The organism is Streptomyces sp. NPDC048462 (assembly GCF_043200175.1).
In the GTDB taxonomy this organism is placed as follows: domain Bacteria; phylum Actinomycetota; class Actinomycetes; order Streptomycetales; family Streptomycetaceae; genus Streptomyces.
In genome coordinates this window covers 44,217-65,925 of record NZ_JBICXG010000021.1, presented here as the reverse complement: position 1 = coordinate 65,925, position 21,709 = coordinate 44,217, and the positions used below count along the sequence as shown (strand labels likewise).

Below are 21,709 nucleotides of genomic sequence, written 5' to 3'. Positions count from 1 at the left end.
GGCCCGAGCGGCCGGCTGCCGCGCCGCCCGCGTCAGTGGCCGCACGCCCACGGCGCCGAGGCCGTGGCCCCGTCGGCCTTGGCGCGCAGCGCCCGCACCGCCTCGGCCGGGTCCTTCGCGCCGTACACGGCGGACCCCGCGACGAAGACGTCGGCCCCGGCGTCGGCGCACCGCTCGATGGTGGACTCGGAGACCCCGCCGTCGACCTGGAGCCACAGTTCGAGCCCGTGCCTGGAGATCAGCTCACGGGTGCGGCGGATCTTCGGCAGCATGATGTCCAGGAAGGACTGCCCCCCGAAACCCGGCTCGACCGTCATGATCAGCAGCATGTCCAGCTCGGGGAGCAGGTCCTCGTAAGGCTCGATGGGCGTCGCCGGCCTGAGCGCCATGGACGCGCGGGCACCCTTGGCCCTGATCTCCCGCGCCAGCCGTACGGGAGCGGCCGCGGCCTCCACGTGGAAGGTGACGGAACCGGCGCCCGCCTCGACGTACTGGGGAGCCCAGCGGTCCGCGTCCTCGATCATCAGATGGCAGTCCAGCGGGGTGTCCGTGGCCCTGCTGAGCGACTCCACGATCGGCACACCGAGGGTCAGATTGGGCACGAAGTGGTTGTCCATGACGTCGACATGGAGCCAGTCGGCGCCTTCGACGGCCTTCGCCTCATCGGCGAGACGCGCGAAATCGGCGGAGAGAATGCTGGGGTTGATCTGGGCCATGGGCCAAGCCTGCCATGTTCTGCGGCACTTCCCCGCTTCGGTGCGCTCCAAAGCCTCACGGGATCATTACGGTTCGCACATTCCCGGCTATTTGCCCCCGGTCCGGGGGCGGCCGCTCCGTCGGTGGTCCTGATCAGCCGGTACGCCGCAGCACGGCGAGGTACATCGCGTCCGTGCCGTGCAGATGCGGCCACAGCTGGACGTCCGGCCCGTCGCCGAGGGCGGGCACCCCGGGCATCAGCGGACGGGCGTCCACCCACTCGGCCTCGACCGGCGCTCCGCCCCGGCCCTTGAGCACGTCCTCGACGACCACCCGGGTCTCCGCGAGGTGCGGGGAGCAGGTCGCGTATCCGACGACGCCGCCGATCCTTACGGCCTTCAGCGCCTCGCGCAGCAGCCCGCGCTGGAGCGGCGCGAAGCTCTCCAGGTCCTCCTTGCGGCGCCGCCAGCGGGCCTCAGGACGGCGGCGCAGCGCGCCGAGGCCCGAGCACGGGACGTCCATCAGGATCCGGTCGAAGGTGCCGGGCCGCCACGGCGGGCGGGTGCCGTCGGCGGTGATCACCTGGTACGGGCCGGGGTTGCCGGCCAGCGAGCGTTCGACGAGTCGGGCCCGGTGCGGCTGCTTCTCGGCCGCCAGCAGGGCGGCGCCGCGTCCGGCGGCGAGGGCGGCCAGCAGGGCGGCCTTCCCGCCGGGTCCGGCGCAGCCGTCGAGCCAGCGGGTGTCGCTGCCCTCCAGCGGCGCGTTGGCGAGGGCCGCGGCGACGAGCTGGCTGCCCTCGTCCTGGACCCCTGCGCGGCTCTCCCGCACGGCGGTCAGGGCGCCGGGCTCGCCGCCCTCGGCCATCCGCACGGCGTAGGGCGACCAGCGGCCGGGGAGCCCGTTCTCCTCGCCGAGTGCCTCCAGCAGCTCATCGGTGGTGGAGCGGCCGGGGCGGGCGACGAGCGTGACCTCGGGCCGTTCGTTGTCGGCGTCCAGCAGGTCCTCGATGCCGGCGCGGCCGCCGCCGAGGGCGTCCCACAGCGCGGAGACGATCCAGCGCGGGTGCGAGTGCACGAGGGCGAGGTGGTCCTCCGCGTCGTCCTCGTACGAGGGGGCGACCCGCGCCACCCAGCCGTCGAGGTCGTCGGCGGTCACCTTGCGCAGCACGGCGTTGACGAATTTGGCCCGCCCCTCACCGAGCACCACCCGGGCCAGCTCCACACTGGCGGAGACGGCGGCATGGGTCGGGATGCGGGTGCCGAGCAGCTGGTGCACGCCCATGTTGAGCACGTCCAGGACCGGCGGGTCGACCTCGCGCAGCGGCCGGTCGATGCAGGCGGCGACGATCGCGTCGTAGGTGCCCTGCCTGCGCAGGGTTCCGTAGACCAGCTCGGTCGCCAGCGCCGCGTCCCGGCTGTCGAAGTCGCCCGCCGCGCGGGCCTTCTTCAGCAGCGGGGGAAGGACGAGGTTGGCGTACGCGTCGCGCTCGTCGACGGCTCGCAGGGCCTCGAAGGCGAGGAAGCGGACCGGGTCCTTCTTCGGGCGGCGGTGCGGGGTGGCGGGACGGCGACGCGGCTGGTCGTTCACGTGAAAGGTGCTCCGCTGATGGTGAGAGGGCGAACCGTCCCAGCCTACGTCCCCGCCCCGGCCCGCCGGTCCGTCAGCTGCCGACGAGCTCGCCGGGGACGATGCGCACCCCGCGCGCCCAGTCCGCCGCGCGCATCGGCTTCTTGCCCTGCGGCTGGACCCAGAGCAGCTCGACCGCGTGCGATCCGGTGCCCACGTAGACGTTGTTCTTGGCCGCCGACAGCTCGCCGGGCGCCAGGTCGGCGCGGTCCAGGACCGGCGCGGCCTGGACCAGCTTGAGGCGCTCACCGCGAAAGAGCGTCCAGGCGCCGGGGGCGGGGGTGCAGCCGCGGACCACCCGGTCGACGCGCAGGGCGGGCGCCGACCACTGGACCTGGGCGTCCTCGACGGTGAGCTTCGGCGCGAGGGTGACGCCCTCGGCGGGCTGCGGCACGGCGTGCAGGGTGCCGTCCTCGATGCCGTCCATGGTCGCGGCGAGCAGCCCGGCCCCGGCGAACGCCAGCCGGGTCAGCAGGTCACCGCTGGTGTCGGTGGGCCGGACCTCCTCGGTGAGGACGCCGTACACGGGTCCGGAGTCGAGTCCCTCCTCGATCAGGAAGGTGGAGGCGCCGGTCACCTCGTCGCCGGCCATGACGGAGTGCTGCACGGGGGCGGCGCCGCGCCAGGCCGGGAGCAGCGAGAAGTGGAGGTTGACCCAGCCCCGGGCGGGCACGTCGAGTGCGGTCCTGGGCAGCAGGGCCCCGTAGGCGACGACCGGGCAGCAGTCCGGCGCGATCTCCCGCAGCCGCGCCAGGAAGTCCTCGTCCCTCGGCCTGGCCGGCTTGAGCACCTCGATCCCGGCCTCCTCGGCCCGCTCGGCGACGGGACTGGCCACCAGCCGGCGGCCGCGCCCGGCGGGGGCGTCGGGCCGGGTGACGACGGCGGCGACCTCGTGCCGGCCGGAGGCGATCAGTGCGTCCAGTGCGGGTACGGCTACCTCGGGGGTGCCTGCGAAGACGAGCTTCATGGGTGGCTGACTGCCTCTCAGGCCGAAACGTTACGGTGACGAGCAACGCACAAGTCTATGGGCCCGGCGGCCGGTGCCCACCCAGGGGGCGTACGCACGGTTGCGCGCCCCTCGCGGGTGCGTATACGCCCCCGGAGCGTGACCAGATCCCCGGCTGAGGCGTTGGTCAAGTGAGATTGACCGAAGCGAGCCGCCACGGTGCGGCCCGATCCCTTTCAACGCCGGTTCGAGAGGCTTCTTCATGGCCGACCACGCAACCCACGACGCCCAAGCGCGGGCCAGCCTGCATCTTCTGGTGCGGGACATCGAGCGGGTCCGGCGGCAGGTGGACGCGCTGCGCACGCTCACCGCCCAACTGGGCAACGTCTACCGTCCGCGCCGCTCCGGCCCGTCCGCCGGCTTCGTCGTCTACGGCAGGGCCCCGGCCCCCACCGTCAGGCTGGCGCAGGAACTGCGGGACAGTGTCGAGACCCTGGTGACGGCCGCGGTGGACTTCGACCGTTCACTGGGCTTCTCCTGGGACGCGGTGGGCTCCGCGCTCGGAGTCACCAAACAGGCGGTCCACCGCCGTTACGGCACGCGGCGCGCGGCGCCCCAGCCGCTGGCGGCCGAGGCCGCCGAGTCCGTGGCGCAGCGCCCGCCGGTGCCGGTGGTGCCCGGCTCCGCCGTCGCCCCCGCGCTGCCCGCCGTTCCGGCCGCGCGCTCCATGCCGCCGCAGCCCTCGGCGGAACGCCCGTCGCTGCGCGAGGACCTGCGCCCGGGAGCCTTCCCGGGCCCGCGCAACGGCTGACGGCTGACGGCTGTTCCTACCGGGCCTGTCCCGCCGCGCCCCGGCCCGGCGGGGCAGGCCCGTTCAGCGGTCCCACACTCTCGGGCCCGTCCGGCGGTTGAGGACAACGTGCCCAGCGGGCGCTCCCGCACCTTCCTTGGCCCCCGCCCCACCGTCACCCGATGTCCGGCGGGTCCACCCGAATCCGCACCGGCCCGCCGCCGCCACCGCCCCGGGACATCCGGGCCGCCTGCGCCGCCTTCAGCGCGGCCGCCAGCGCCGCACCGCTGCCGGGACGCACCCGTACCAGGGCCCGCTCCCAGGTCTCCCCCGGCGGTGCGTCGAAGGGTCTGCGGGGCCGTCCCGGCTCGCTGCCGGGGACCGGCACCGGGCCGAGCACCTCCGCGTCCGGCGGCAGATCCGCCGCTGCCAGGAACGCGGCGAGTGCCTGCGGCTCCCCCGTCACCGAAGCCATCCGGGACACCGGCGGAAAGCCCAGCTCGGCCCGTTCCGCGAGCTCACGGCGCGCGTGCCCGACCGGGTCCCAGCGCACCAGGGCCTGCACCGGCCGCAGCGTCGGCTCGGCGACGATCACCACCGTGCCGCCCTCGGGCTGCCCCCGTACCAGCGCGGCGGCGGCCGTCCAGCGGCGCAGCGCCTCCTCGCCGGCCCGCAGGTCGGGGCGGCCGACCATCGCCCAGCCGTCCAGCAGCAGCGCGGCCGCGTACCCGCCCTCGGCGACCGGCTCGGCGCCCGGGGTGCTGACCACGAGCGCGGGCTGGTCCGGTACCGAGTCCAGCACGTGGTCACGTCCGGAGGTCCGCACCGGGACGGCGGGAAACGCCCGGCCGAGCTCCTCGGCGGTCCGGCGGGCGCCGACGATCTGGGCCCGCAGCCGACGCGCTCCGCAGGCCACGCAGTGCCAGGACGTCTCGGCCCGGCCGCACCACGCGCAGTTCAGGTCCTGCTGGTCGGGCGCCTCCAGCGGCCCCGCGCAGTGCCGGCAGCGCGCGGGCTCCCGGCAGCGCTCGCAGGCCAGCCGCGGGGCGTACCCGCGACGTGGCACCTGGACGAGCACCGGGCCGCTGCGCAGTCCGTCGCGCACGGTCTGCCAGGCGAGGCTCGGCAGCCTCGCGGCCCGGGCGGCGCCGTCCCGTGCGAGCTCGCCGTCCCCGACGGTCCGCACCAGCGGCGCCGCGATCCTGGTCTGCTCCCGGTCGGCGCGCAGCGGCAGCGCCCAGCCGCTCTCCACGAGCTGGGCGGCCTCCACGGTGCAGTTCGTACCACCGAGCAGGAAGGCGCATCCGCTGTGGGCGGCCCGCAGCTCGAGGACCTCGCGGACGTGCGGGAAGGGGGCGTTGTCGTCGCTGTGGCTGGAGTCCCCGTCGTCCCAGACGGCGACCAGGCCGAGGCCGGCGACCGGAGCGAACATCGCGGCCCGGGTCCCGACGACCGCCCGGACGGCCCCGCGCCGCACGGCGAGCCACTCGCGGTACCTCTTCTCGGGCCCCGAGCCGGCGGTCAGCAGGGCGTGCCGGCCCTCTCCGAGGATCCCGGTGAGCGCGGCGTCGACCCGCCCCGCGGTCCGTCCGTCGGGGACCACGACGAGCGCGCCGCGCCCCGAGGCGAGGGTCGCCGCGACGGCCCTGGCGATCTCCTGCGGCCAGTGCGGGCCCGGCAGGGCGGTCCACACGGCCCTGGGGGCGCCGCCCGAGGCCAGCGCGTCCAGGAACGCCGCGCCCTGCCCGTACCGCGCCCAGGTGCCGGGAGCGGGCACGGGGGGCGGCGGCAGCGGTTCGGGCGAGGGCTTGGACTCGGCGCGGGCGTTCCGCGGCGGCACCGCGAGCTGCAGGACGTCCGCGAGGCTGCCCGCGTACCGGTCGGCAACGGCTCGGGCGAGGCCGAGGAGCTCCGGCCCGAGCACCGGTTCGGGTGACACGACGGAGGCGAGCGCGGCCAGGGCGCCGCCGTAGTCGGACTCGGCCAGCCGCTCGACCAGGAATCCGTCGATCAGGCCGCCGCCCTCGCGGCGCCCGCCGCGGACATTGCGCCCGCCCGCACCGAAGCGCACCCGCACCCGGACGCCGGGCCGGGCGACGGCGTCGAGCTCCTCGGGGACCGCGTAGTCGAAGTACTGGTCGAGGTGGAGCGCGCCCTTGTTCACCAGGACGCGGGCGACGGGCAGCTCACCGGCGAGGGCGGCACCGCGCCAGGTCCGCGGTTTGGCGCGGGGCACCTTGGCCTGCCGCACCGTCTCCCGAATCAGCGCAAGCTGCTCCGGAGCCCCGGTGCCGGGCTCGTCGGGCCGCTCGTCGTCGCTGTTCACAGCCAAATTCCTACCAGACCCCACTGACATTCCGGCCGTCGCTGACATCGCGGCCGCCGCCGGACGCCGACTCAGCACCTGAGCCCGGACACCGATGAAGGTGTCCGGGCTCAGGTGAGGCGGTGCGCCGCGCGAAGGGCTTGCTGCGGACCTACAGGCCCGCGGCGCCGCGCAGTGCGTCCACCCGGTCCGTGCGCTCCCACGTGAAGTCGGGAAGCTCGCGGCCGAAGTGGCCGTACGCGGCGGTCTGGGCGTAGATCGGGCGGAGCAGGTCGAGGTCGCGGATGATCGCGGCCGGGCGGAGGTCGAAGACCTCGCCGATGGCGTGCTCGATCTTCTCGGTCTCGATCACGGCGGTGCCGAAGGTCTCGACGAAAAGGCCCACCGGCTCGGCCTTGCCGATCGCGTAGGCGACCTGGACCTCGCAACGGGCGGCGAGGCCCGCGGCGACGACGTTCTTCGCGACCCAGCGCATCGCGTAGGCGGCCGAACGGTCCACCTTCGACGGGTCCTTGCCGGAGAAGGCGCCGCCACCGTGGCGGGCCATGCCGCCGTAGGTGTCGATGATGATCTTGCGGCCGGTGAGGCCGGCGTCGCCCATCGGGCCGCCGATCTCGAAGCGTCCGGTCGGGTTGACCAGCAGGCGGTAGCCCTCGGTGTCCAGCTTGATGCCGTCCTCGATCAGCTGCCCGAGAACGTGCTCGACGACGAACTCGCGGATGTCGGGCGCGAGGAGCGAGTCGAGGTCGATGTCGCTGGCGTGCTGCGAGGAGACGACGACCGTGTCGAGCCGGACGGCCTTGTCGCCGTCGTACTCGATGGTGACCTGGGTCTTGCCGTCGGGGCGCAGGTACGGGATGGTCCCGTTCTTGCGGACCTCGGACAGCCGGCGCGAGAGCCGGTGCGCGAGGTGGATCGGCAGCGGCATCAGCTCGGGCGTCTCGTCGCAGGCGTACCCGAACATCAGGCCCTGGTCGCCGGCGCCCTGCTTGTCGAGTTCGTCCTCGTCGCCCTCGACCCGCTTCTCGTACGCGGTGTCGACGCCCTGCGCGATGTCGGGCGACTGCGCGCCGATGGACACCGAGACGCCACAGGAGGCGCCGTCGAAGCCCTTCTTGGAGGAGTCGTAGCCGATCTCCAGGATCTTGTCGCGCACCAGCTGGGCGATCGGGGCGTAGGCCTTGGTCGTGACCTCACCCGCAACGTGCACCTGACCTGTGGTGATCAAGGTCTCGACGGCGACACGCGACGTCGGGTCCTCGGAGAGGAGTGCATCGAGAATGGTGTCGCTGATCTGGTCAGCGATCTTGTCGGGGTGACCCTCGGTAACGGACTCCGAGGTGAAGAGACGGCGGGACACATCGCTCCCTGGGGTTGCAGCGGCTGCTGGCTGATCATTTGGCGGACGGGCCGGGAGCTGCGCCCGGTAAGGTCCAGGACCAGTTTATCGGTCGGCTCCGGCTGCCGGACAACGTGTCTCGCCCTTTGGGAGTTCTGTGACATGCGGCACGGCCGGACGGATACCTTCCACAAGCCCCGAAGAACCCGGTTCTGCCCCGTTTCCCAAGGGATCGGGGCCCTCGCGTCGGGGACACACGAAATTCACGCAAGACGCGGCGACACGAGGTCCCAGACCGTGTCGGCGAGCGCTTCCTTGGGCCCGAACGGCACCGGGGTCTCCTCGCCGTCGGCCGCGAGCACCACGGCCTCGTTCTCCTCGGACCCGAAGGTCCTGCGCTCCCCGACCTCGTTGACCACCAGCAGGTCGCAGCCCTTGCGGCGTAGCTTCTCGCGCCCGTTGGCCAGGACGTCGTCGGTCTCGGCGGCGAAGCCGACGACGATCTGTTCCGGCCGGGCGCGCCGCCCGGCGACCTCCGCGAGGATGTCCGGGTTGCGGACCAGGGTGATCGGCGCGGGCTCCTGGCCGTCCTTCTTCTTGATCTTCCCGGTGGCGTACTCGGCCGGGCGGAAGTCGGCCACCGCCGCCGCCATGACCACGACGTCCGCGTCCGCCGCCGCCTTCAGCACCGCCTCGCGCAGCTGCATCGCGGTGCCGGCCCGGACGACGTCGGCCCCGGACGGGTCGGGCAGGCCGGTGTTGGCCTCGACGAGCGTGACCCGCGCGCCGCGGGCGACCGCGGTGCGAGCCAGTGCGTAACCCTGCTTCCCGGAGGAGCGGTTGCCCAGGAAGCGGACCGGGTCGAGCGGTTCCCGGGTGCCGCCGGCGCTGATCACCACGTGACGGCCCACCAGGTCCGGGGCGACGGGCCCGCAGGCCAGCACGCGCCGGCAGACCTCGAAGATCTCCGCCGGGTCGGGCAGCCTGCCCTTGCCGGTGTCCACGCCGGTGAGACGGCCCACGGCGGGCTCGATGACCACGGCACCCCGGCGGCGCAGCGTGGCGACGTTCTCCTGGGTGGCGGGGTGCTCCCACATCTCGGTGTGCATGGCGGGCGCGAAGACGACCGGACAGCGGGCGGTGAGCAGGGTGTTCGTCAGCAGGTCGTCGGCCAGGCCGTGGGCGGCCTTGGCGAGCATGTCGGCGGTGGCGGGCGCGACGACGACGAGGTCGGCGTGCTGGCCGATCCGCACGTGCGGGACCTCGTGGACGTCGTTCCAGACCTCGGTCGACACCGGGTGGCCGGAGAGCGCCGACCAGGTGGCCGCGCCGACGAAGTGGAGCGACGCCTCGGTCGGCACGACCCGTACGTCGTGGCCGGACTCGGTCAGCCGCCGCAGCAGCTCGCACGCCTTGTACGCGGCGATGCCGCCGCTGACGCCCAGAACGACCTTCGGCTTCTCCACTGCGTCTCCCCGCACTCGGGTACGTGAATCGGACACGTACGCACCCATGCTGCCTCACCGTCGCGGACACCGGTCCGCCGCCCCGGACACACCACGGGCCCGGCGGTGGTGACCGCCGGGCCCGTGGTGAAGGTGCTTCTGCCGCTACTGCGCGGGGCCCTCGATGGCCTCGGAGGTGAGCAGGCCCGCGTTGATCTCGCGGAGTGCGATCGAGAGCGGCTTCTCGTGCACGTGGGTGTCGACGAGCGGGCCGACGTACTCGAGGAGTCCCTCACCGAGCTGCGAGTAGTACGCGTTGATCTGGCGCGCGCGCTTGGCTGCGTAGATCACGAGGCTGTACTTCGAGTCGGTTGCTTCGAGGAGCTCATCAATCGGCGGGTTGATGATGCCCTCGGGCGTGGTGATGGAAGAGGACACTCTCTGCCTTCCGAAGGGGGTGAAGATCAAAGAAATCTTTGACACTCAGGGGCTGTGTGGTGCGGTCCCGTGTCGGTGCGACCCGTTCGTTCAGTCGCCGGCGGCACGGTGGCCGGAAGCCTCCAGCATCAAGGCTAGCAGCTCACGTGCCACATCCTCGACGGAGGTATTGACAAGCGTCGTATCGAACTCGGATTCGGCGGCCAGTTCGATCTTGGCCGCGCCGAGCCGGCGTTCGATCACGGCGGGCGCCTCGGTGCCTCGGCCGGTGAGCCGGCGGACCAGCTCGTCCCAGCTCGGGGGCGCCAGGAAGACCAGCTGCGCGTCGGCCATCGACTGCCTGACCAGCCGGGCACCCTGGAGATCGATCTCCAGCAGTACCGGCTCACCCGCCTCGAGCCGCTCCTGCACGGCGCGGCGCGGCGTGCCGTAGCGGTTGCCGGCGAACTCGGCCCACTCCAGCAGCTCGCCGTTGGCGATCAGCTTGTCGAACTCCTCGTTGTCCACGAAGAAGTAGTGGACACCGTTGCGTTCGCCGGGGCGGGGCTTGCGGGTCGTCGCCGACACGGAGAGCCATACCTCGGGGTGGACCTTGCGCATGTGCGCGACGACCGTGCTCTTGCCGACCCCCGAGGGGCCGGAGAGCACGGTCAGCCGCGGACGTGCGTCCGGGGGTACGGGGGACGTCCCCCGGGATGTTGCAGCCATGGAGCGATTATCCAGGTTCTCAGGAGTGCCTGAGAACGTCAGGCGGGACTGCCGCCGAACTCACGCTCCAGGGATGCGATCTGGTTGGAGCCAAGACCCCGCACTCGGCGGCTCTCGGAGATGCCGAGCCGCTCCATGATCTGCTTGGCGCGGACCTTGCCCACGCCGGGCAGGGACTCCAGCAGGGCGGAGACCTTCATCTTCCCGATGACGTCGTTCTCCTGGCCCGACTTGATGACCTCGTGGAGGGAGGCGCCGGAGTGCTTGAGTCGATTCTTGACCTCGGCCCGCTCCCGGCGAGCCGCGGCGGCCTTTTCGAGCGCGGCTGCGCGCTGTTCAGGGGTAAGGGGCGGAAGAGCCACGCCTACGTCACCTCGGATGTCGATCTGTCGGATACGGACCGGTGAGGCAACTGGATCGCCCCTCACCTGGTGAGCAACGAACAACCTGTGCGCGTTGGCTCTCGACGGAGACTAGCGGCCAGGGCCGCCGGAGTCAGCGAGAACAGACGAAAAGTCCTGGTCAGCCTTTGCCGACCAGGACATTCCTGGCATAACAGCCGAGTTTTTTGGTCAGGATTACGTCAACACGCTGTTACGTGGGATGGTCAGCCGTCCGAGACGGCCGCGCGGACCTCGTCCGCGAACCGCTCGGCCGCTTCGCGCAGCCCTGCCGCGTCCGGACCGTGGCGCAGCACGCCCCGGCTCACGCTGGGCAGCACATTGCGCACCGCGTCCCCGAAGACCCCCGGCAGATCCGCGGGGGTCGCCCCCTGCGCGCCGATCCCGGGCGCGAGCAGCGGCCCGTTGATCGCGAGGTCCGCACCCGCCTCCCCGAGCGTGGCTCCGACGACCGCGCCGACCGAGCCGAGCGGCGTGGCGCCCTCGTTCTCGGCGGCCATGTGGTCGAGCATCAGCTGGGCCAGCGAGCGGCCGTCGGCCGCGGTGGCGCGCTGTACCTCGGCGCCCTCCGGGTTGGAGGTGAGGGCGAGCACGAAGACCCCCGAGCCGGAGATCTCGGCCGCGTCCAGCGCCGGCCGCAGCGAGCCGAAGCCGAGGTACGGCGAGACGGTGACCGCGTCGGAGAACAGCGGCGAGTCCTTGTCCAGGTAGGTGGCCGCGTAGGCGCCCATGGTGGAGCCGATGTCGCCGCGCTTGGCGTCCATCAGGACCAGCGCGCCGGCCGCGCGGGCCTCCTCGACGGCCTTCTCCAGGACGGCGGTGCCGCGCGAGCCGAAGCGCTCGAAGAACGCCGACTGGGGCTTGAGCACGGCGACCCGGTCCGCCAGCGCCTCGACGACCGTGCGGGTGAACCGCTCCAGGCCCGCGACGTCGTCGTTCAGCCCCCAGGAGGTGAGCAGGGAGGCGTGCGGGTCGATGCCTACACAGAGCGGGCCACGGGTGTCCATGGCGCGGCGCAGTCGTGCGCCGAAGGGTTCCGGGGTCACTTCACGGCCTTCCGGGTTTCCGCGCCGACCGCGTCGGCGAGGGTGGCGTACGGGGAGGCGGCCAGGCGCGCGGCCAGGCCCTTGTGGATCGACCGGGCGTAGAACGGACCCTCGTAGATGAAGGCGCTGTAGCCCTGGACGAGCGTGGCACCGGCGAGGATGCGCTGCCAGGCGTCCTCGGCGTTCTCGATGCCTCCGACGCCCACCAGGGTGATCCGGTCCCCCACTCGCGCGTAGAGGCGGCTCACGACCGCCAGGGAGCGTTCCTTGAGGGGTGCGCCGGACAGCCCGCCGGTCTCTCCGGTCAGCGACGGCGAGGACCTCAGGCCCAGGGTGTCGCGGGCGATGGTGGTGTTGGTGGCGATGATGCCGTCCAGGCCGAGCTCGACCGCGAGGTCCGCGACGGCGTCGATGTCCTCGTCGGCGAGGTCGGGGGCGATCTTGACGAGCAGCGGGACCCGGCGCCCGGTGACGGTCCGGTCGGCGGCCTCGCGCACGGCGGACAGCAGCGGGCGCAGCGACTCGGTGGCCTGGAGGTTGCGCAGGCCCGGGGTGTTCGGCGAGGAGACGTTGACGACGAGGTAGTCGGCGTGGGCGGCGAGCCGCTCGGTGGACTTCACGTAGTCGGCGGCGGCCTCCGCCTCCGGGACGACCTTGGTCTTGCCGATGTTGACGCCGACCGTGGTCCGCAAGACCGGCACACGGGCGGCCAGGCGCGCGGCCACGGCGGCGGAGCCCTCGTTGTTGAAGCCCATGCGGTTGATGAGGGCACGGTCCGCGACGAGGCGGAACAGCCGCTTCTTCGGGTTGCCCGGCTGCGGTTCGCCGGTGACCGTGCCGATCTCGATGTGGTCGAAGCCGAGCATCGACATGCCGTCGATCGCGACGGCGTTCTTGTCGAAGCCGGCGGCGAGGCCGAAGGGGCCGTGCATCCGCAGCCCGAGGGCCTCGGTGCGCAGCTCCCGGTAGCGGGGTGCGAGTGCGGCGGCGACGAAGGTGCGCAGGACCGGGGTCCGGGCGGCGAGGCGGATCCAGCGGAACGCGGCGTAGTGGGCCCGCTCCGGGTCCATGCGCTTGAAGACCAGTCGGAAGAAGAGTTTGTACATCGGGGGTGTCCTCGGTGTTCTCGCGGAGAGGCGGTGGGCTCGCGAAGAGGGGGACACCGTTTCCGGTGTCCCCCTGGGAGCGGGCTAGTCGCGGGCCGCGGTCAGATGTTCCGCGTGTTCCTGGAGGGAGCGGACCCCCACGTCGCCGTGGTTGAGGGCGTCGATGCCCTGGACCGCCGCGGCGAGCGCCTGGACCGTGGTCAGGCACGGTACGGAGCGGGCCACGGCCGCGGTGCGGATCTCGTAGCCGTCGAGCCGGCCGCCGGTCCCGTACGGCGTGTTGACGATGAGGTCGACCTCGCCGTCGTGGATCAGCTGGACGATGGTCTTCTCACCGTTCGGGCCCTCGCCCTCGGACTGCTTGCGCACGACGCGGGCGTTGATGCCGTTGCGCTTGAGGACCTCGGCGGTGCCGGAGGTGGCCATCAGCTCGAAGCCGTGGGCGACCAGCTCGCGGGCCGGGAAGATCATCGTGCGCTTGTCGCGGTTGGCCACCGAGATGAAGGCGCGGCCCTTGGTGGGCAGCGGGCCGTAGGCGCCCGCCTGCGACTTGGCGTACGCGGTACCGAAGACGGAGTCGATGCCCATGACCTCGCCGGTGGAGCGCATCTCCGGGCCGAGGACCGTGTCGACGCCGCGGCCCTGGATGTCGCGGAAGCGCGACCACGGCATGACGGCCTCCTTGACGGAGATCGGCGCGTCCAGCGGCAGGGTGCCGCCGTCGCCGTGCCTGGGCAGCAGGCCCTCCTCGCGCAGCTCCGCGACGGTCGCGCCCAGCGAGATCCGGGCGGCGGCCTTGGCGAGCGGGACCGCGGTCGCCTTCGAGGTGAAGGGGACGGTCCGCGAGGCGCGCGGGTTGGCCTCCAGGACGTAGAGGATGTCGCCGGAGAGCGCGAACTGGATGTTGATCAGTCCGCGGACGCCGACGCCCTTGGCGATGCCTTCGGTGGAGGCGCGCAGCCGCTTGATGTCGTAGCCGCCGAGGGTGATCGGGGGCAGTGCGCAGGCGGAGTCACCGGAGTGGATGCCGGCCTCCTCGATGTGCTCCATGACGCCGCCGAGGTAGAGCTCGGTGCCGTCGTAGAGCGCGTCGACGTCGATCTCGATCGCGTCGTCGAGGAAGCGGTCGACCAGGACCGGCCGGGTGGGGCTGATCTCGGTGGACTCGGAGATGTACGCGGCGAGGCGGGTCTCGTCGTAGACGATCTCCATGCCCCGGCCGCCGAGCACGTACGAGGGGCGTACGAGGACGGGGTAGCCGATCTCGTCGGCGATGGCCTTGGCCCCGGCGAAGGTGGTGGCGGTGCCGTGCTTGGGCGCGGGCAGTCCGGCCTCGGCCAGGACCTGGCCGAAGGCGCCCCGGTCCTCGGCGGCGTGGATGGCCTCCGGCGGGGTGCCGACGACGGGCACGCCGTTGTCCTTGAGCGCCTGGGCCAGGCCCAGCGGGGTCTGGCCGCCGAGCTGGACGATGACGCCCGCGATCGGGCCCGCGAGGGACTCCGCGTGGACGATCTCCAGCACGTCCTCCAGCGTCAGCGGCTCGAAGTACAGGCGGTCGGAGGTGTCGTAGTCCGTGGAGACGGTCTCCGGGTTGCAGTTGACCATCACGGTCTCGTAGCCGGCGTCGCTCAGCGCGAAGGAGGCGTGGACACAGGAGTAGTCGAACTCGATGCCCTGGCCGATGCGGTTGGGGCCGGAGCCGAGGATGATCACCGCGGGCTTGGTGCGGGGTGCGACCTCGCTCTCCTCGTCGTAGGAGGAGTAGAAGTACGGCGTCTTCGCGGCGAACTCGGCGGCGCAGGTGTCGACCGTCTTGTAGACCGGGCGGATGCCGAGCGCGTGCCGCACCTCGCGCACGACGTCCTCGCGCAAGCCGCGGATCTCGGCGATCTGGACGTCCGAGAAGCCGTGCCGCTTGGCGTCGGCCAGCAGCTCGGGCACCAGTTCGTCGGCGGCGGCCAACTCGTCGGCGATCTCCTTGATGAGGAAGAGCTGGTCGACGAACCAGGGGTCGATCTTCGTGAACTCGAAGACCTCCTCCTGGGTGGCGCCGGCCCGGATCGCCTGCATGACGGTGTTGATGCGGCCGTCGGTCGGGCGGACCGCCTCGGCCAGCAGCTCGGCCTTGTCGCCGGGCTCGCCGGTGAAGGCGAACTGCGAGCCCTTCTTCTCCAGCGAGCGCAGTGCCTTCTGCAGCGCCTCGGTGAAGTTCCGGCCGATCGCCATGGCCTCGCCCACCGACTTCATGGTGGTGGTGAGGGTGGAGTCGGCGGAGGGGAACTTCTCGAACGCGAAGCGCGGGGCCTTGACAACGACGTAGTCGAGGGTCGGCTCGAAGGAGGCCGGGGTCTTCTCGGTGATGTCGTTGGGGATCTCGTCGAGCGTGTAGCCGACGGCCAGCTTGGCGGCGATCTTGGCGATCGGGAAGCCGGTGGCCTTCGACGCCAGCGCCGAGGAGCGGGAGACGCGCGGGTTCATCTCGATCACGATGACCCGGCCGTCGACCGGGTCGATGGCGAACTGGATGTTGCAGCCACCGGTGTCGACGCCGACCTCGCGGATGATCGCGATGCCGATGTCGCGCAGCCGCTGGTACTCGCGGTCGGTGAGGGTCATCGACGGGGCGACGGTGATCGAGTCACCGGTGTGGACGCCCATCGGGTCGAAGTTCTCGATGGAGCAGACGACCACGACGTTGTCGTTGCGGTCGCGCATCAGCTCCAGCTCGTACTCCTTCCAGCCGAGGATGGACTCCTCCAGGAGCACCTCGGTGGTCGGGGAGAGCGTGAGGCCCTGTCCGGCGATGCGGCGCAGCTCCTCCTCGTCGTGGGCGAAGCCGGAGCCGGCGCCGCCCATGGTGAAGGAGGGGCGGACGACGACGGGGTAACCGCCGAGCGTGTCGACGCCCTTCATGATGTCGTCCATGGAGTGGCAGATGACCGAGCGGGCGGACTCGCCGTAGCCGATCTTCGCCTTGACGGCCTCGACGACGCCCTTGAAGAGCTCGCGGTCCTCGCCCTTGTTGATGGCCTCGACGTTGGCACCGATGAGCTCGACGCCGTACTTCTCCAGGACACCGTTCTCGTGCATGGAGATCGCGGTGTTCAGCGCGGTCTGGCCGCCCAGGGTGGGGAGCAGCGCGTCGGGGCGCTCCTTGGCGATGATCTTCTCGACGAACTCGGGGGTGATCGGCTCGACGTAGGTGGCGTCGGCGATCTCCGGGTCGGTCATGATCGTCGCCGGGTTGGAGTTCACCAGGATGACGCGCAGGCCCTCGGCCTTGAGGACGCGGCAGGCCTGGGTGCCGGAGTAGTCGAACTCGGCGGCCTGGCCGATGACGATCGGACCGGAGCCGATGACCAGGACGGACTGGATATCGGAGCGCTTAGGCACGCTGGTCCTCCATCAGGGATACGAAGCGGTCGAAGAGGTACGCGGCGTCGTGCGGGCCGGCGGCCGCTTCGGGGTGGTACTGGACGCTGAAGGCCGGCCGGTCCAGGAGCTGGAGGCCCTCGACGACCTGGTCGTTCAGGCAGACGTGGGAGACCTCGGCCCGCCCGTAGGCGGTGTCGGAGACCTTGTCGAGCGGGGCGTCGACGGCGAAACCGTGGTTGTGCGCGGTGACCTCGACCTTGCCGGTCGAGCGGTCCTGCACGGGCTGGTTGATGCCGCGGTGGCCGTACTTCAGCTTGTAGGTGCCGAAGCCGAGCGCGCGGCCCAGGATCTGGTTGCCGAAGCAGATGCCGAAGAGCGGCGTCTTCCGCTCCAGGACTCCCTGCATGACGGAGACCGGGTGGTCGGCGGTGGACGGGTCGCCGGGGCCGTTGGAGAAGAAGACGCCGTCGGGGGCGACCGCGTACACCTCCTCCAGCGTGGCGGTGGCGGGCAGGACGTGCACCTCGATGCCGCGTTCGGCCATCCGGTGCGGGGTCATGCCCTTGATGCCGAGGTCGATCGCGGCGACGGTGAACTTCTTGGTGCCGATCGCGGGGACGACGTAGGCCTCCTTGGTGGCGACCTCGGCGGAGAGGTCGGCGCCGCTCATCTCGGGGGCCTGGCGCACCCTGGCGAGGAGCGTGCCCTCGTCGGCGAGCGCGCCGCCGGAGAAGATGCCGACGCGCATCGCGCCGCGCTCGCGCAGGTGGCGGGTGAGGGCGCGGGTGTCGATGCCGCTGATCCCGACGACGCCCTGCGCCGTGAGCTCGTCGTCGAGCGAGCGCTGCGAGCGCCAGTTGGAGGGGGTGCGGGCGGGGTCGCGCACGACGTAGCCGGAGACCCAGATCCGCTTCGACTCGGGGTCCTCGTCGTTCACACCGGTGTTGCCGACGTGCGGGGCGGTCATCACGACGACCTGGCGGTGGTACGAGGGGTCGGTCAGCGTCTCCTGGTAGCCGGTCATGCCGGTGGAGAAAACCGCCTCGCCGAAGGTCTCCCCCACAGCCCCGTAGGCGCGGCCGCGGAAGGCGCGGCCGTCCTCCAGGACGAGTACGGCGGGAGCTTTGCCGGCTCCCCGGGTGGAGATCGTCATCGTGCGGTGCCTTCCGTAGAGCTGGTGAGGTGGTTGACGGCCTCGACCCAGGCAGGGTGTTCGGCCGAGTGGTCGGAGCGGAATCCGGAGTCGATCAGCCGGTCGCCGAGCGCCCAGGTGATCACCAGGAGGCCGCCCTCGGGCAGGACCTTGCCGGCGAGTGCCTTGTCGGTCCTGGCCTCGCGCAGGTCGGCGGCGGGGACGAAGAAGTCCGCCGCGCCGGGCCGTACGACGTCGAGGCCCTGCTCGGTGAGCGTGAGCTCGACGCGGCTGCGGGTGCCGAGGCCGTGGGCGACGATGCGGTCGAGCCACTGCCCGGCCGTCGTCGAGGCGTGGTAGCGCCCGGTCAGGGTGAGCAGCTTCTCGCCGTCCGCGAAGCCGTCCGGGCGGGTCGCGAGGTCGGACAGACCGGACTGGAGGCTGCCGCGCCACTTCCATCCCTGGCGCATCAGCCAGTAGACGAAGGCGACCAGGACGGCCAGTCCGATCACCCAGCTGATCCGGGCGGACCAGTCGGTGACCTCCGCCGACTTCCGCTCGGCGGCCAGTTGGTACAGCTGAAATTTGGGGCTGAGTGTTGTCACGCGAGCTTCCCGTCGACGACCGTGGCACGGCCCCGCAGGAAGGTGTGGGTCACTCGGCCCGGCAGCTCGCGTCCCTCGTAGGGAGTGTTGCGGCTGCGGGAGGCGAAGCCCGCGGGGTCCACCGCTCCACGGTATGCCGGATCGACCAGGGTGAGGTTGGCGGGCTCACCGGCGGCGACGGGGCGGCCGTGGCCGTCCAGCCGGCCGATGGCGGCCGGGCGCAGCGACATCCGGTCGGCGACGCCGGCCCAGTCGAGGAGTCCGGTCTCCACCATCGTCTGCTGGACCACGGAGAGCGCGGTCTCCAGGCCCACCATGCCCATGGCGGCCGCGGCCCACTCGCAGTCCTTGTCCTCGTGCGGGTGCGGGGCGTGGTCGGTGGCGACGCAGTCGATGGTTCCGTCCGCGAGGGCCTCGCGCAGGGCCAGCACGTCGGCCTCGGTGCGCAGCGGCGGGTTCACCTTGTAGACCGGGTTGTAGGAGCGTACGAGCTCGTCGGTGAGGAGCAGGTGGTGCGGGGTGACCTCGGCGGTGACGTTCCAGCCCTTGGACTTGGCCCAGCGGACGATCTCGACGGAGCCGGCGGTCGACAGGTGGCAGATGTGCACCCGGGAGCCGACGTGCGCGGCGAGCAGGACGTCGCGGGCGATGATCGACTCCTCGGCGACGGCGGGCCAGCCGCCGAGGCCGAGCTCGGCCGAGACGATGCCCTCGTTCATCTGGGCGCCCTCGGTGAGGCGGGGTTCCTGGGCGTGCTGGGCGACGACGCCGTCGAACGCCTTCACGTACTCCAGGGCGCGGCGCATGATCACCGCGTCGTCGACGCACTTGCCGTCGTCGGAGAAGACCTTCACCCCGGCGGCCGAGTCGTGCATGGCGCCGAGCTCGGCGAGCTGCTTGCCCTCCAGGCCGACGGTGACGGCGCCGATGGGCTGCACGTCGCAGTAGCCGGACTCCCTGCCGAGCCGCCAGACCTGCTCGACGACTCCGGCGGTGTCGGCGACCGGGAAGGTGTTGGCCATCGCGTGGACGGCGGTGAAGCCGCCGGCCGCGGCGGCCCTGGTACCGGTCAGGACGGTCTCGGAGTCCTCCCGGCCGGGCTCGCGCAGGTGGGTGTGGAGGTCGACCAGGCCGGGCAGCAGGATCTGGCCCGCCGCCTCGATGACCGTGGCGTCGCCGGCGTCGAGGCCGGTGCCGACGGCCGCGACGGTCTCGCCGTCGATGAGGACGTCACTCGGCTCGCCACCGAGGATCTTCGCGCCGCGGATAAGGATCTTGCTCATGGTTACTTGTTCTCCTCGGTACGGGCGGCGGGCGACGGGTTGGACGGGGCGGCGGGTCCGGAGCCGCCCAGCAGCAGGTAGAGCACGGCCATCCGGATGGAGACCCCGTTGGCGACCTGCTCGACGACCGTGCAGCGGTCGGAGTCGGCGACCTCGGCGGTGATCTCCATGCCCCGGACCATCGGGCCGGGGTGCATGACGATGGCGTCCCCGGGCATCCTCGCCATCCGCTCGCCGTCCAGGCCGTAGCGGCGGGAGTACTCGCGCTCGGTCGGGAAGTACGCGGCGTTCATCCGCTCACGCTGCACACGCAGCATCATCACCGCGTCCGACTCGGGCAGCACTTTGTCGAGGCTGTAGCTGACGTCGCACGGCCAGTGCTCGACGCCGACCGGGACCAGGGTGGGCGGGGCCACCAGGGTGACGTGGGCGCCGAGGGTGGTCAGCAGGTGGACGTTGGAGCGGGCGACCCGGCTGTGCAGGATGTCGCCGACGATCGTGATCCGGCGTCCTTCGAGGTCCTTGCCGAGTCCGGCGTCGGCCCCGACCAGCCTGCGGCGCATGGTGAAGGCGTCCAGGAGGGCCTGGGTGGGGTGCTCGTGGGTGCCGTCGCCGGCGTTGACGACCGCGCCGTCGATCCAGCCGGAGGTGGCCAGCCGGTAGGGGGCCCCGGAGGCGCCGTGCCGGATGACGACGGCGTCGGCGCCCATCGCCTCCAGGGTCAGGGCGGTGTCCTTGAGCGACTCGCCCTTGGAGACGGACGAGCCCTTGGCGGAGAAGTTGATGACATCGGCGGACAGCCGCTTGGCCGCCGCCTCGAAGGAGATGCGGGTGCGCGTCGAGTCCTCGAAGAAGAGGTTGACGACGGTCCGGCCGCGCAGGGTGGGGAGCTTCTTGATCGGCCGGTCCGCGACCCTGGCCATCTCCTCGGCGGTGTCGAGGATCAGGACGGCGTCGTCGCGGGTGAGGTCGGCGGCCGAGATGAGGTGACGCTTCATCTGGGTGTTCTCCGGGTGGCTGGAGGGTTCAGGCGTGCGGGCGTGCGGAAGCCGCCGTACGGCGGGTGGGCCGTACGTGATGTGCGGTTACTGCTCGCCCGCCGGGGCGGTCCGCCCGGCACCGAGCAGCACGGCGTCGCGGCCGTCCTCCTCGTCGAGCTGGACCTTGACCGTCTCCCGCAGCGACGTGGGGAGGTTCTTGCCGACGTAGTCGGCGCGGATCGGGAGTTCGCGGTGTCCGCGGTCGACGAGGACCGCGAGCTGCACCGCGCGGGGCCGGCCGATGTCGCCGAGCGCGTCGAGCGCGGCGCGGATCGTGCGGCCGGAGAAGAGGACGTCGTCGACGAGGACGACCAGGCGGCCCTCGATGCCCTCGCCGGGGATCTCGGTGCGGGCCAGGGCCCGTGCCGGGTGCATCCGCAGGTCGTCGCGGTACATCGTGATGTCGAGGGAGCCGACCGGCATCTTCCGGCCGGTGATCTCTTCGAGCTTGTCGGCGAGCCGGCGGGCCAGGTAGACACCCCGGGTCGGGATGCCGAGAAGCACCACGTCGTCGGCGCCCTTGGCGCGTTCGACGATCTCGTGGGCGATACGGGTCAGTACTCGGGCGATGTCGGGAGCCTCGAGAACGGGGCGTGCCGCATTGCCGGTGGCGTCGTGCTGTGCGTCCATAAGAAACGGACCTCCTTCTCCGCCTCACCGGACGGATCTTAAAGGACGTCGAAATTGCGTCATCCACGTTACCAGGGCTTGTGCAGGGCCCTCGTCGCACCCCCGGGAGGTACCGGCACCGACCCTTTCAGCTTGACGCACCCAAGTAACGCTGCGTAACCTCACAGTGAGTTACCAGCCACGCGGCGGAGCCGCGAAATGTTCCAGCGTCCCGGGAGCCTTATGTCCAGCGAATACGCAAAGCAGCTCGGGGCCAAGCTCCGTGCCATCCGCACCCAGCAGGGCCTCTCCCTCCATGGCGTCGAGGAGAAGTCCCAGGGCCGCTGGAAGGCCGTCGTAGTGGGCTCGTACGAGCGCGGTGACCGTGCCGTGACCGTGCAGCGCCTCGCGGAGCTGGCCGACTTCTACGGGGTCCCCGTGCAGGAGCTCCTGCCCGGTACGACGCCCGGCGGCGCCGCCGAGCCGCCGCCGAAGCTCGTCCTGGACCTGGAGCGCCTCGCCCACGTCCCGCCGGAGAAGGCCGGACCGCTGCAGCGCTACGCGGCGACGATCCAGAGCCAGCGCGGTGACTACAACGGCAAGGTGCTCTCGATCCGCCAGGACGACCTGCGCACGCTCGCCGTGATCTACGACCAGTCCCCGTCCGTGCTCACGGAACAGCTGATCAGCTGGGGTGTGCTGGACGCGGACGCCCGTCGCGCCGTCGCCCACGACGAGGGCTGAGCGCCCCAGCAGAAACGTACCGCCGGATCGGCGGGGCCCTTTCCCGGATGCCCC

At 71.9% G+C, this 21,709-nt stretch carries 19 protein-coding genes; 2 read left to right on the top strand and 17 right to left on the bottom strand.

Going from position 1 to position 21,709, the window contains the following annotated elements; translation table 11 throughout:
- Window positions 1-32: 32 nt before the first annotated feature.
- From rpe to fmt, 3 genes are all read right to left on the bottom strand, one after another.
- Window positions 33-716 carry a ribulose-phosphate 3-epimerase gene (rpe, locus tag ACGFU6_RS28845; protein ID WP_393615100.1) on the bottom strand — a complete coding sequence of 228 codons (684 nt, stop codon included), beginning with the start codon at window positions 714-716 and terminating at the stop codon, window positions 33-35.
- Window positions 717-849: 133 nt separating this feature from the next.
- Window positions 850-2,283 (bottom strand): RsmB/NOP family class I SAM-dependent RNA methyltransferase, encoded by a 1,434-nt coding sequence (locus ACGFU6_RS28840; protein ID WP_393615098.1) that lies wholly within the window; start codon window positions 2,281-2,283, stop codon window positions 850-852.
- A gap of 73 nt (window positions 2,284-2,356) precedes the next feature.
- Entirely contained in the window at window positions 2,357-3,289 is a 933-nt protein-coding gene (gene fmt / locus ACGFU6_RS28835) for a methionyl-tRNA formyltransferase (RefSeq protein WP_393615096.1), read from the bottom strand.
- A gap of 241 nt (window positions 3,290-3,530) precedes the next feature.
- Between fmt and ACGFU6_RS28830 the strand changes: the two genes are divergently transcribed.
- The gene (locus ACGFU6_RS28830) at window positions 3,531-4,079 is read left to right on the top strand and encodes a hypothetical protein (protein ID WP_393615094.1); all 549 of its coding nucleotides are present in this window, start codon (window positions 3,531-3,533) and stop codon (window positions 4,077-4,079) included.
- Between the two features lie 154 nt (window positions 4,080-4,233).
- On the opposite strand, the gene ACGFU6_RS28825 is transcribed toward ACGFU6_RS28830, so the two are convergent.
- The 14 genes from ACGFU6_RS28825 to pyrR form a co-directional block, all read right to left on the bottom strand.
- Entirely contained in the window at window positions 4,234-6,384 is a 2,151-nt protein-coding gene (locus ACGFU6_RS28825; protein WP_393615093.1) for a primosomal protein N', read from the bottom strand.
- A 151-nt stretch (window positions 6,385-6,535) separates the two neighbouring features.
- Window positions 6,536-7,744, bottom strand: a complete 1,209-nt coding sequence (gene metK / locus ACGFU6_RS28820; RefSeq protein WP_393615091.1) for a methionine adenosyltransferase — start codon at window positions 7,742-7,744, stop codon at window positions 6,536-6,538.
- A gap of 242 nt (window positions 7,745-7,986) precedes the next feature.
- Window positions 7,987-9,189 carry a bifunctional phosphopantothenoylcysteine decarboxylase/phosphopantothenate--cysteine ligase CoaBC gene (gene coaBC, locus ACGFU6_RS28815; protein WP_393615090.1) on the bottom strand — a complete coding sequence of 401 codons (1,203 nt, stop codon included), beginning with the start codon at window positions 9,187-9,189 and terminating at the stop codon, window positions 7,987-7,989.
- Between the two features lie 144 nt (window positions 9,190-9,333).
- A complete protein-coding gene (gene rpoZ, locus ACGFU6_RS28810; RefSeq protein WP_003970369.1) occupies window positions 9,334-9,606 on the bottom strand; it encodes a DNA-directed RNA polymerase subunit omega in 273 nt (90 codons plus the stop codon).
- Window positions 9,607-9,696: 90 nt separating this feature from the next.
- Window positions 9,697-10,314, bottom strand: coding sequence for a guanylate kinase (gene gmk, locus ACGFU6_RS28805; protein WP_123528333.1), 618 nt, complete (start codon window positions 10,312-10,314; stop codon window positions 9,697-9,699).
- 38 nt (window positions 10,315-10,352) lie between these two features.
- Complete coding sequence (locus tag ACGFU6_RS28800; protein WP_024490957.1) at window positions 10,353-10,676, bottom strand: integration host factor; 324 nt, start codon at window positions 10,674-10,676, stop codon at window positions 10,353-10,355.
- 245 nt (window positions 10,677-10,921) lie between these two features.
- Window positions 10,922-11,761: an orotidine-5'-phosphate decarboxylase gene (gene pyrF / locus ACGFU6_RS28795; RefSeq protein WP_393615088.1), complete on the bottom strand. Its 840-nt coding sequence runs from the start codon at window positions 11,759-11,761 to the stop codon at window positions 10,922-10,924.
- Window positions 11,758-12,867 carry a quinone-dependent dihydroorotate dehydrogenase gene (locus ACGFU6_RS28790; protein WP_393615086.1) on the bottom strand — a complete coding sequence of 370 codons (1,110 nt, stop codon included), beginning with the start codon at window positions 12,865-12,867 and terminating at the stop codon, window positions 11,758-11,760. The genes pyrF and ACGFU6_RS28790 overlap by 4 nt, the downstream gene beginning before the upstream one ends.
- A gap of 84 nt (window positions 12,868-12,951) precedes the next feature.
- Window positions 12,952-16,260, bottom strand: a complete 3,309-nt coding sequence (gene carB / locus ACGFU6_RS28785; RefSeq protein WP_393615084.1) for a carbamoyl-phosphate synthase large subunit — start codon at window positions 16,258-16,260, stop codon at window positions 12,952-12,954.
- The gene (gene carA / locus ACGFU6_RS28780; RefSeq protein ID WP_393615082.1) at window positions 16,253-17,395 is read right to left on the bottom strand and encodes a glutamine-hydrolyzing carbamoyl-phosphate synthase small subunit; all 1,143 of its coding nucleotides are present in this window, start codon (window positions 17,393-17,395) and stop codon (window positions 16,253-16,255) included. Before carA ends, carB begins: the two co-directional genes overlap by 8 nt.
- Entirely contained in the window at window positions 17,392-17,979 is a 588-nt protein-coding gene (locus ACGFU6_RS28775) for a hypothetical protein (protein ID WP_393615080.1), read from the bottom strand. Before ACGFU6_RS28775 ends, carA begins: the two co-directional genes overlap by 4 nt.
- Window positions 17,976-19,262: a dihydroorotase gene (locus ACGFU6_RS28770; RefSeq protein WP_393615078.1), complete on the bottom strand. Its 1,287-nt coding sequence runs from the start codon at window positions 19,260-19,262 to the stop codon at window positions 17,976-17,978. The genes ACGFU6_RS28775 and ACGFU6_RS28770 overlap by 4 nt, the downstream gene beginning before the upstream one ends.
- Before the next feature lie 2 nt (window positions 19,263-19,264).
- The gene (locus ACGFU6_RS28765) at window positions 19,265-20,260 is read right to left on the bottom strand and encodes an aspartate carbamoyltransferase catalytic subunit (RefSeq protein WP_393615076.1); all 996 of its coding nucleotides are present in this window, start codon (window positions 20,258-20,260) and stop codon (window positions 19,265-19,267) included.
- 87 nt (window positions 20,261-20,347) lie between these two features.
- The gene (gene pyrR / locus ACGFU6_RS28760; RefSeq protein ID WP_024490949.1) at window positions 20,348-20,932 is read right to left on the bottom strand and encodes a bifunctional pyr operon transcriptional regulator/uracil phosphoribosyltransferase PyrR; all 585 of its coding nucleotides are present in this window, start codon (window positions 20,930-20,932) and stop codon (window positions 20,348-20,350) included.
- 222 nt (window positions 20,933-21,154) lie between these two features.
- Here pyrR and bldD point away from each other — a divergent pair, with 222 nt between their 5' ends.
- Window positions 21,155-21,655, top strand: a complete 501-nt coding sequence (gene bldD / locus ACGFU6_RS28755) for a transcriptional regulator BldD (RefSeq protein ID WP_014157378.1) — start codon at window positions 21,155-21,157, stop codon at window positions 21,653-21,655.
- The last annotated feature ends 54 nt before the right edge of the window (window positions 21,656-21,709 follow it).

Coding starts and splice junctions, on each gene's coding strand:
- ACGFU6_RS28790 (WP_393615086.1), bottom strand. CDS start 12,867: ATGTACAAACTCTTCTTCCGACTGGTCTTCAAGCGCATGGACCCGGAG.
- pyrR (WP_024490949.1), bottom strand. CDS start 20,932: ATGGACGCACAGCACGACGCCACCGGCAATGCGGCACGCCCCGTTCTC.
- rpe (WP_393615100.1), bottom strand. CDS start 716: ATGGCCCAGATCAACCCCAGCATTCTCTCCGCCGATTTCGCGCGTCTC.
- ACGFU6_RS28830 (WP_393615094.1), top strand. CDS start 3,531: ATGGCCGACCACGCAACCCACGACGCCCAAGCGCGGGCCAGCCTGCAT.
- gmk (WP_123528333.1), bottom strand. CDS start 10,314: ATGGCTGCAACATCCCGGGGGACGTCCCCCGTACCCCCGGACGCACGT.
- ACGFU6_RS28765 (WP_393615076.1), bottom strand. CDS start 20,260: ATGAAGCGTCACCTCATCTCGGCCGCCGACCTCACCCGCGACGACGCC.
- fmt (WP_393615096.1), bottom strand. CDS start 3,289: ATGAAGCTCGTCTTCGCAGGCACCCCCGAGGTAGCCGTACCCGCACTG.
- carA (WP_393615082.1), bottom strand. CDS start 17,395: ATGACGATCTCCACCCGGGGAGCCGGCAAAGCTCCCGCCGTACTCGTC.
- bldD (WP_014157378.1), top strand. CDS start 21,155: ATGTCCAGCGAATACGCAAAGCAGCTCGGGGCCAAGCTCCGTGCCATC.
- ACGFU6_RS28770 (WP_393615078.1), bottom strand. CDS start 19,262: ATGAGCAAGATCCTTATCCGCGGCGCGAAGATCCTCGGTGGCGAGCCG.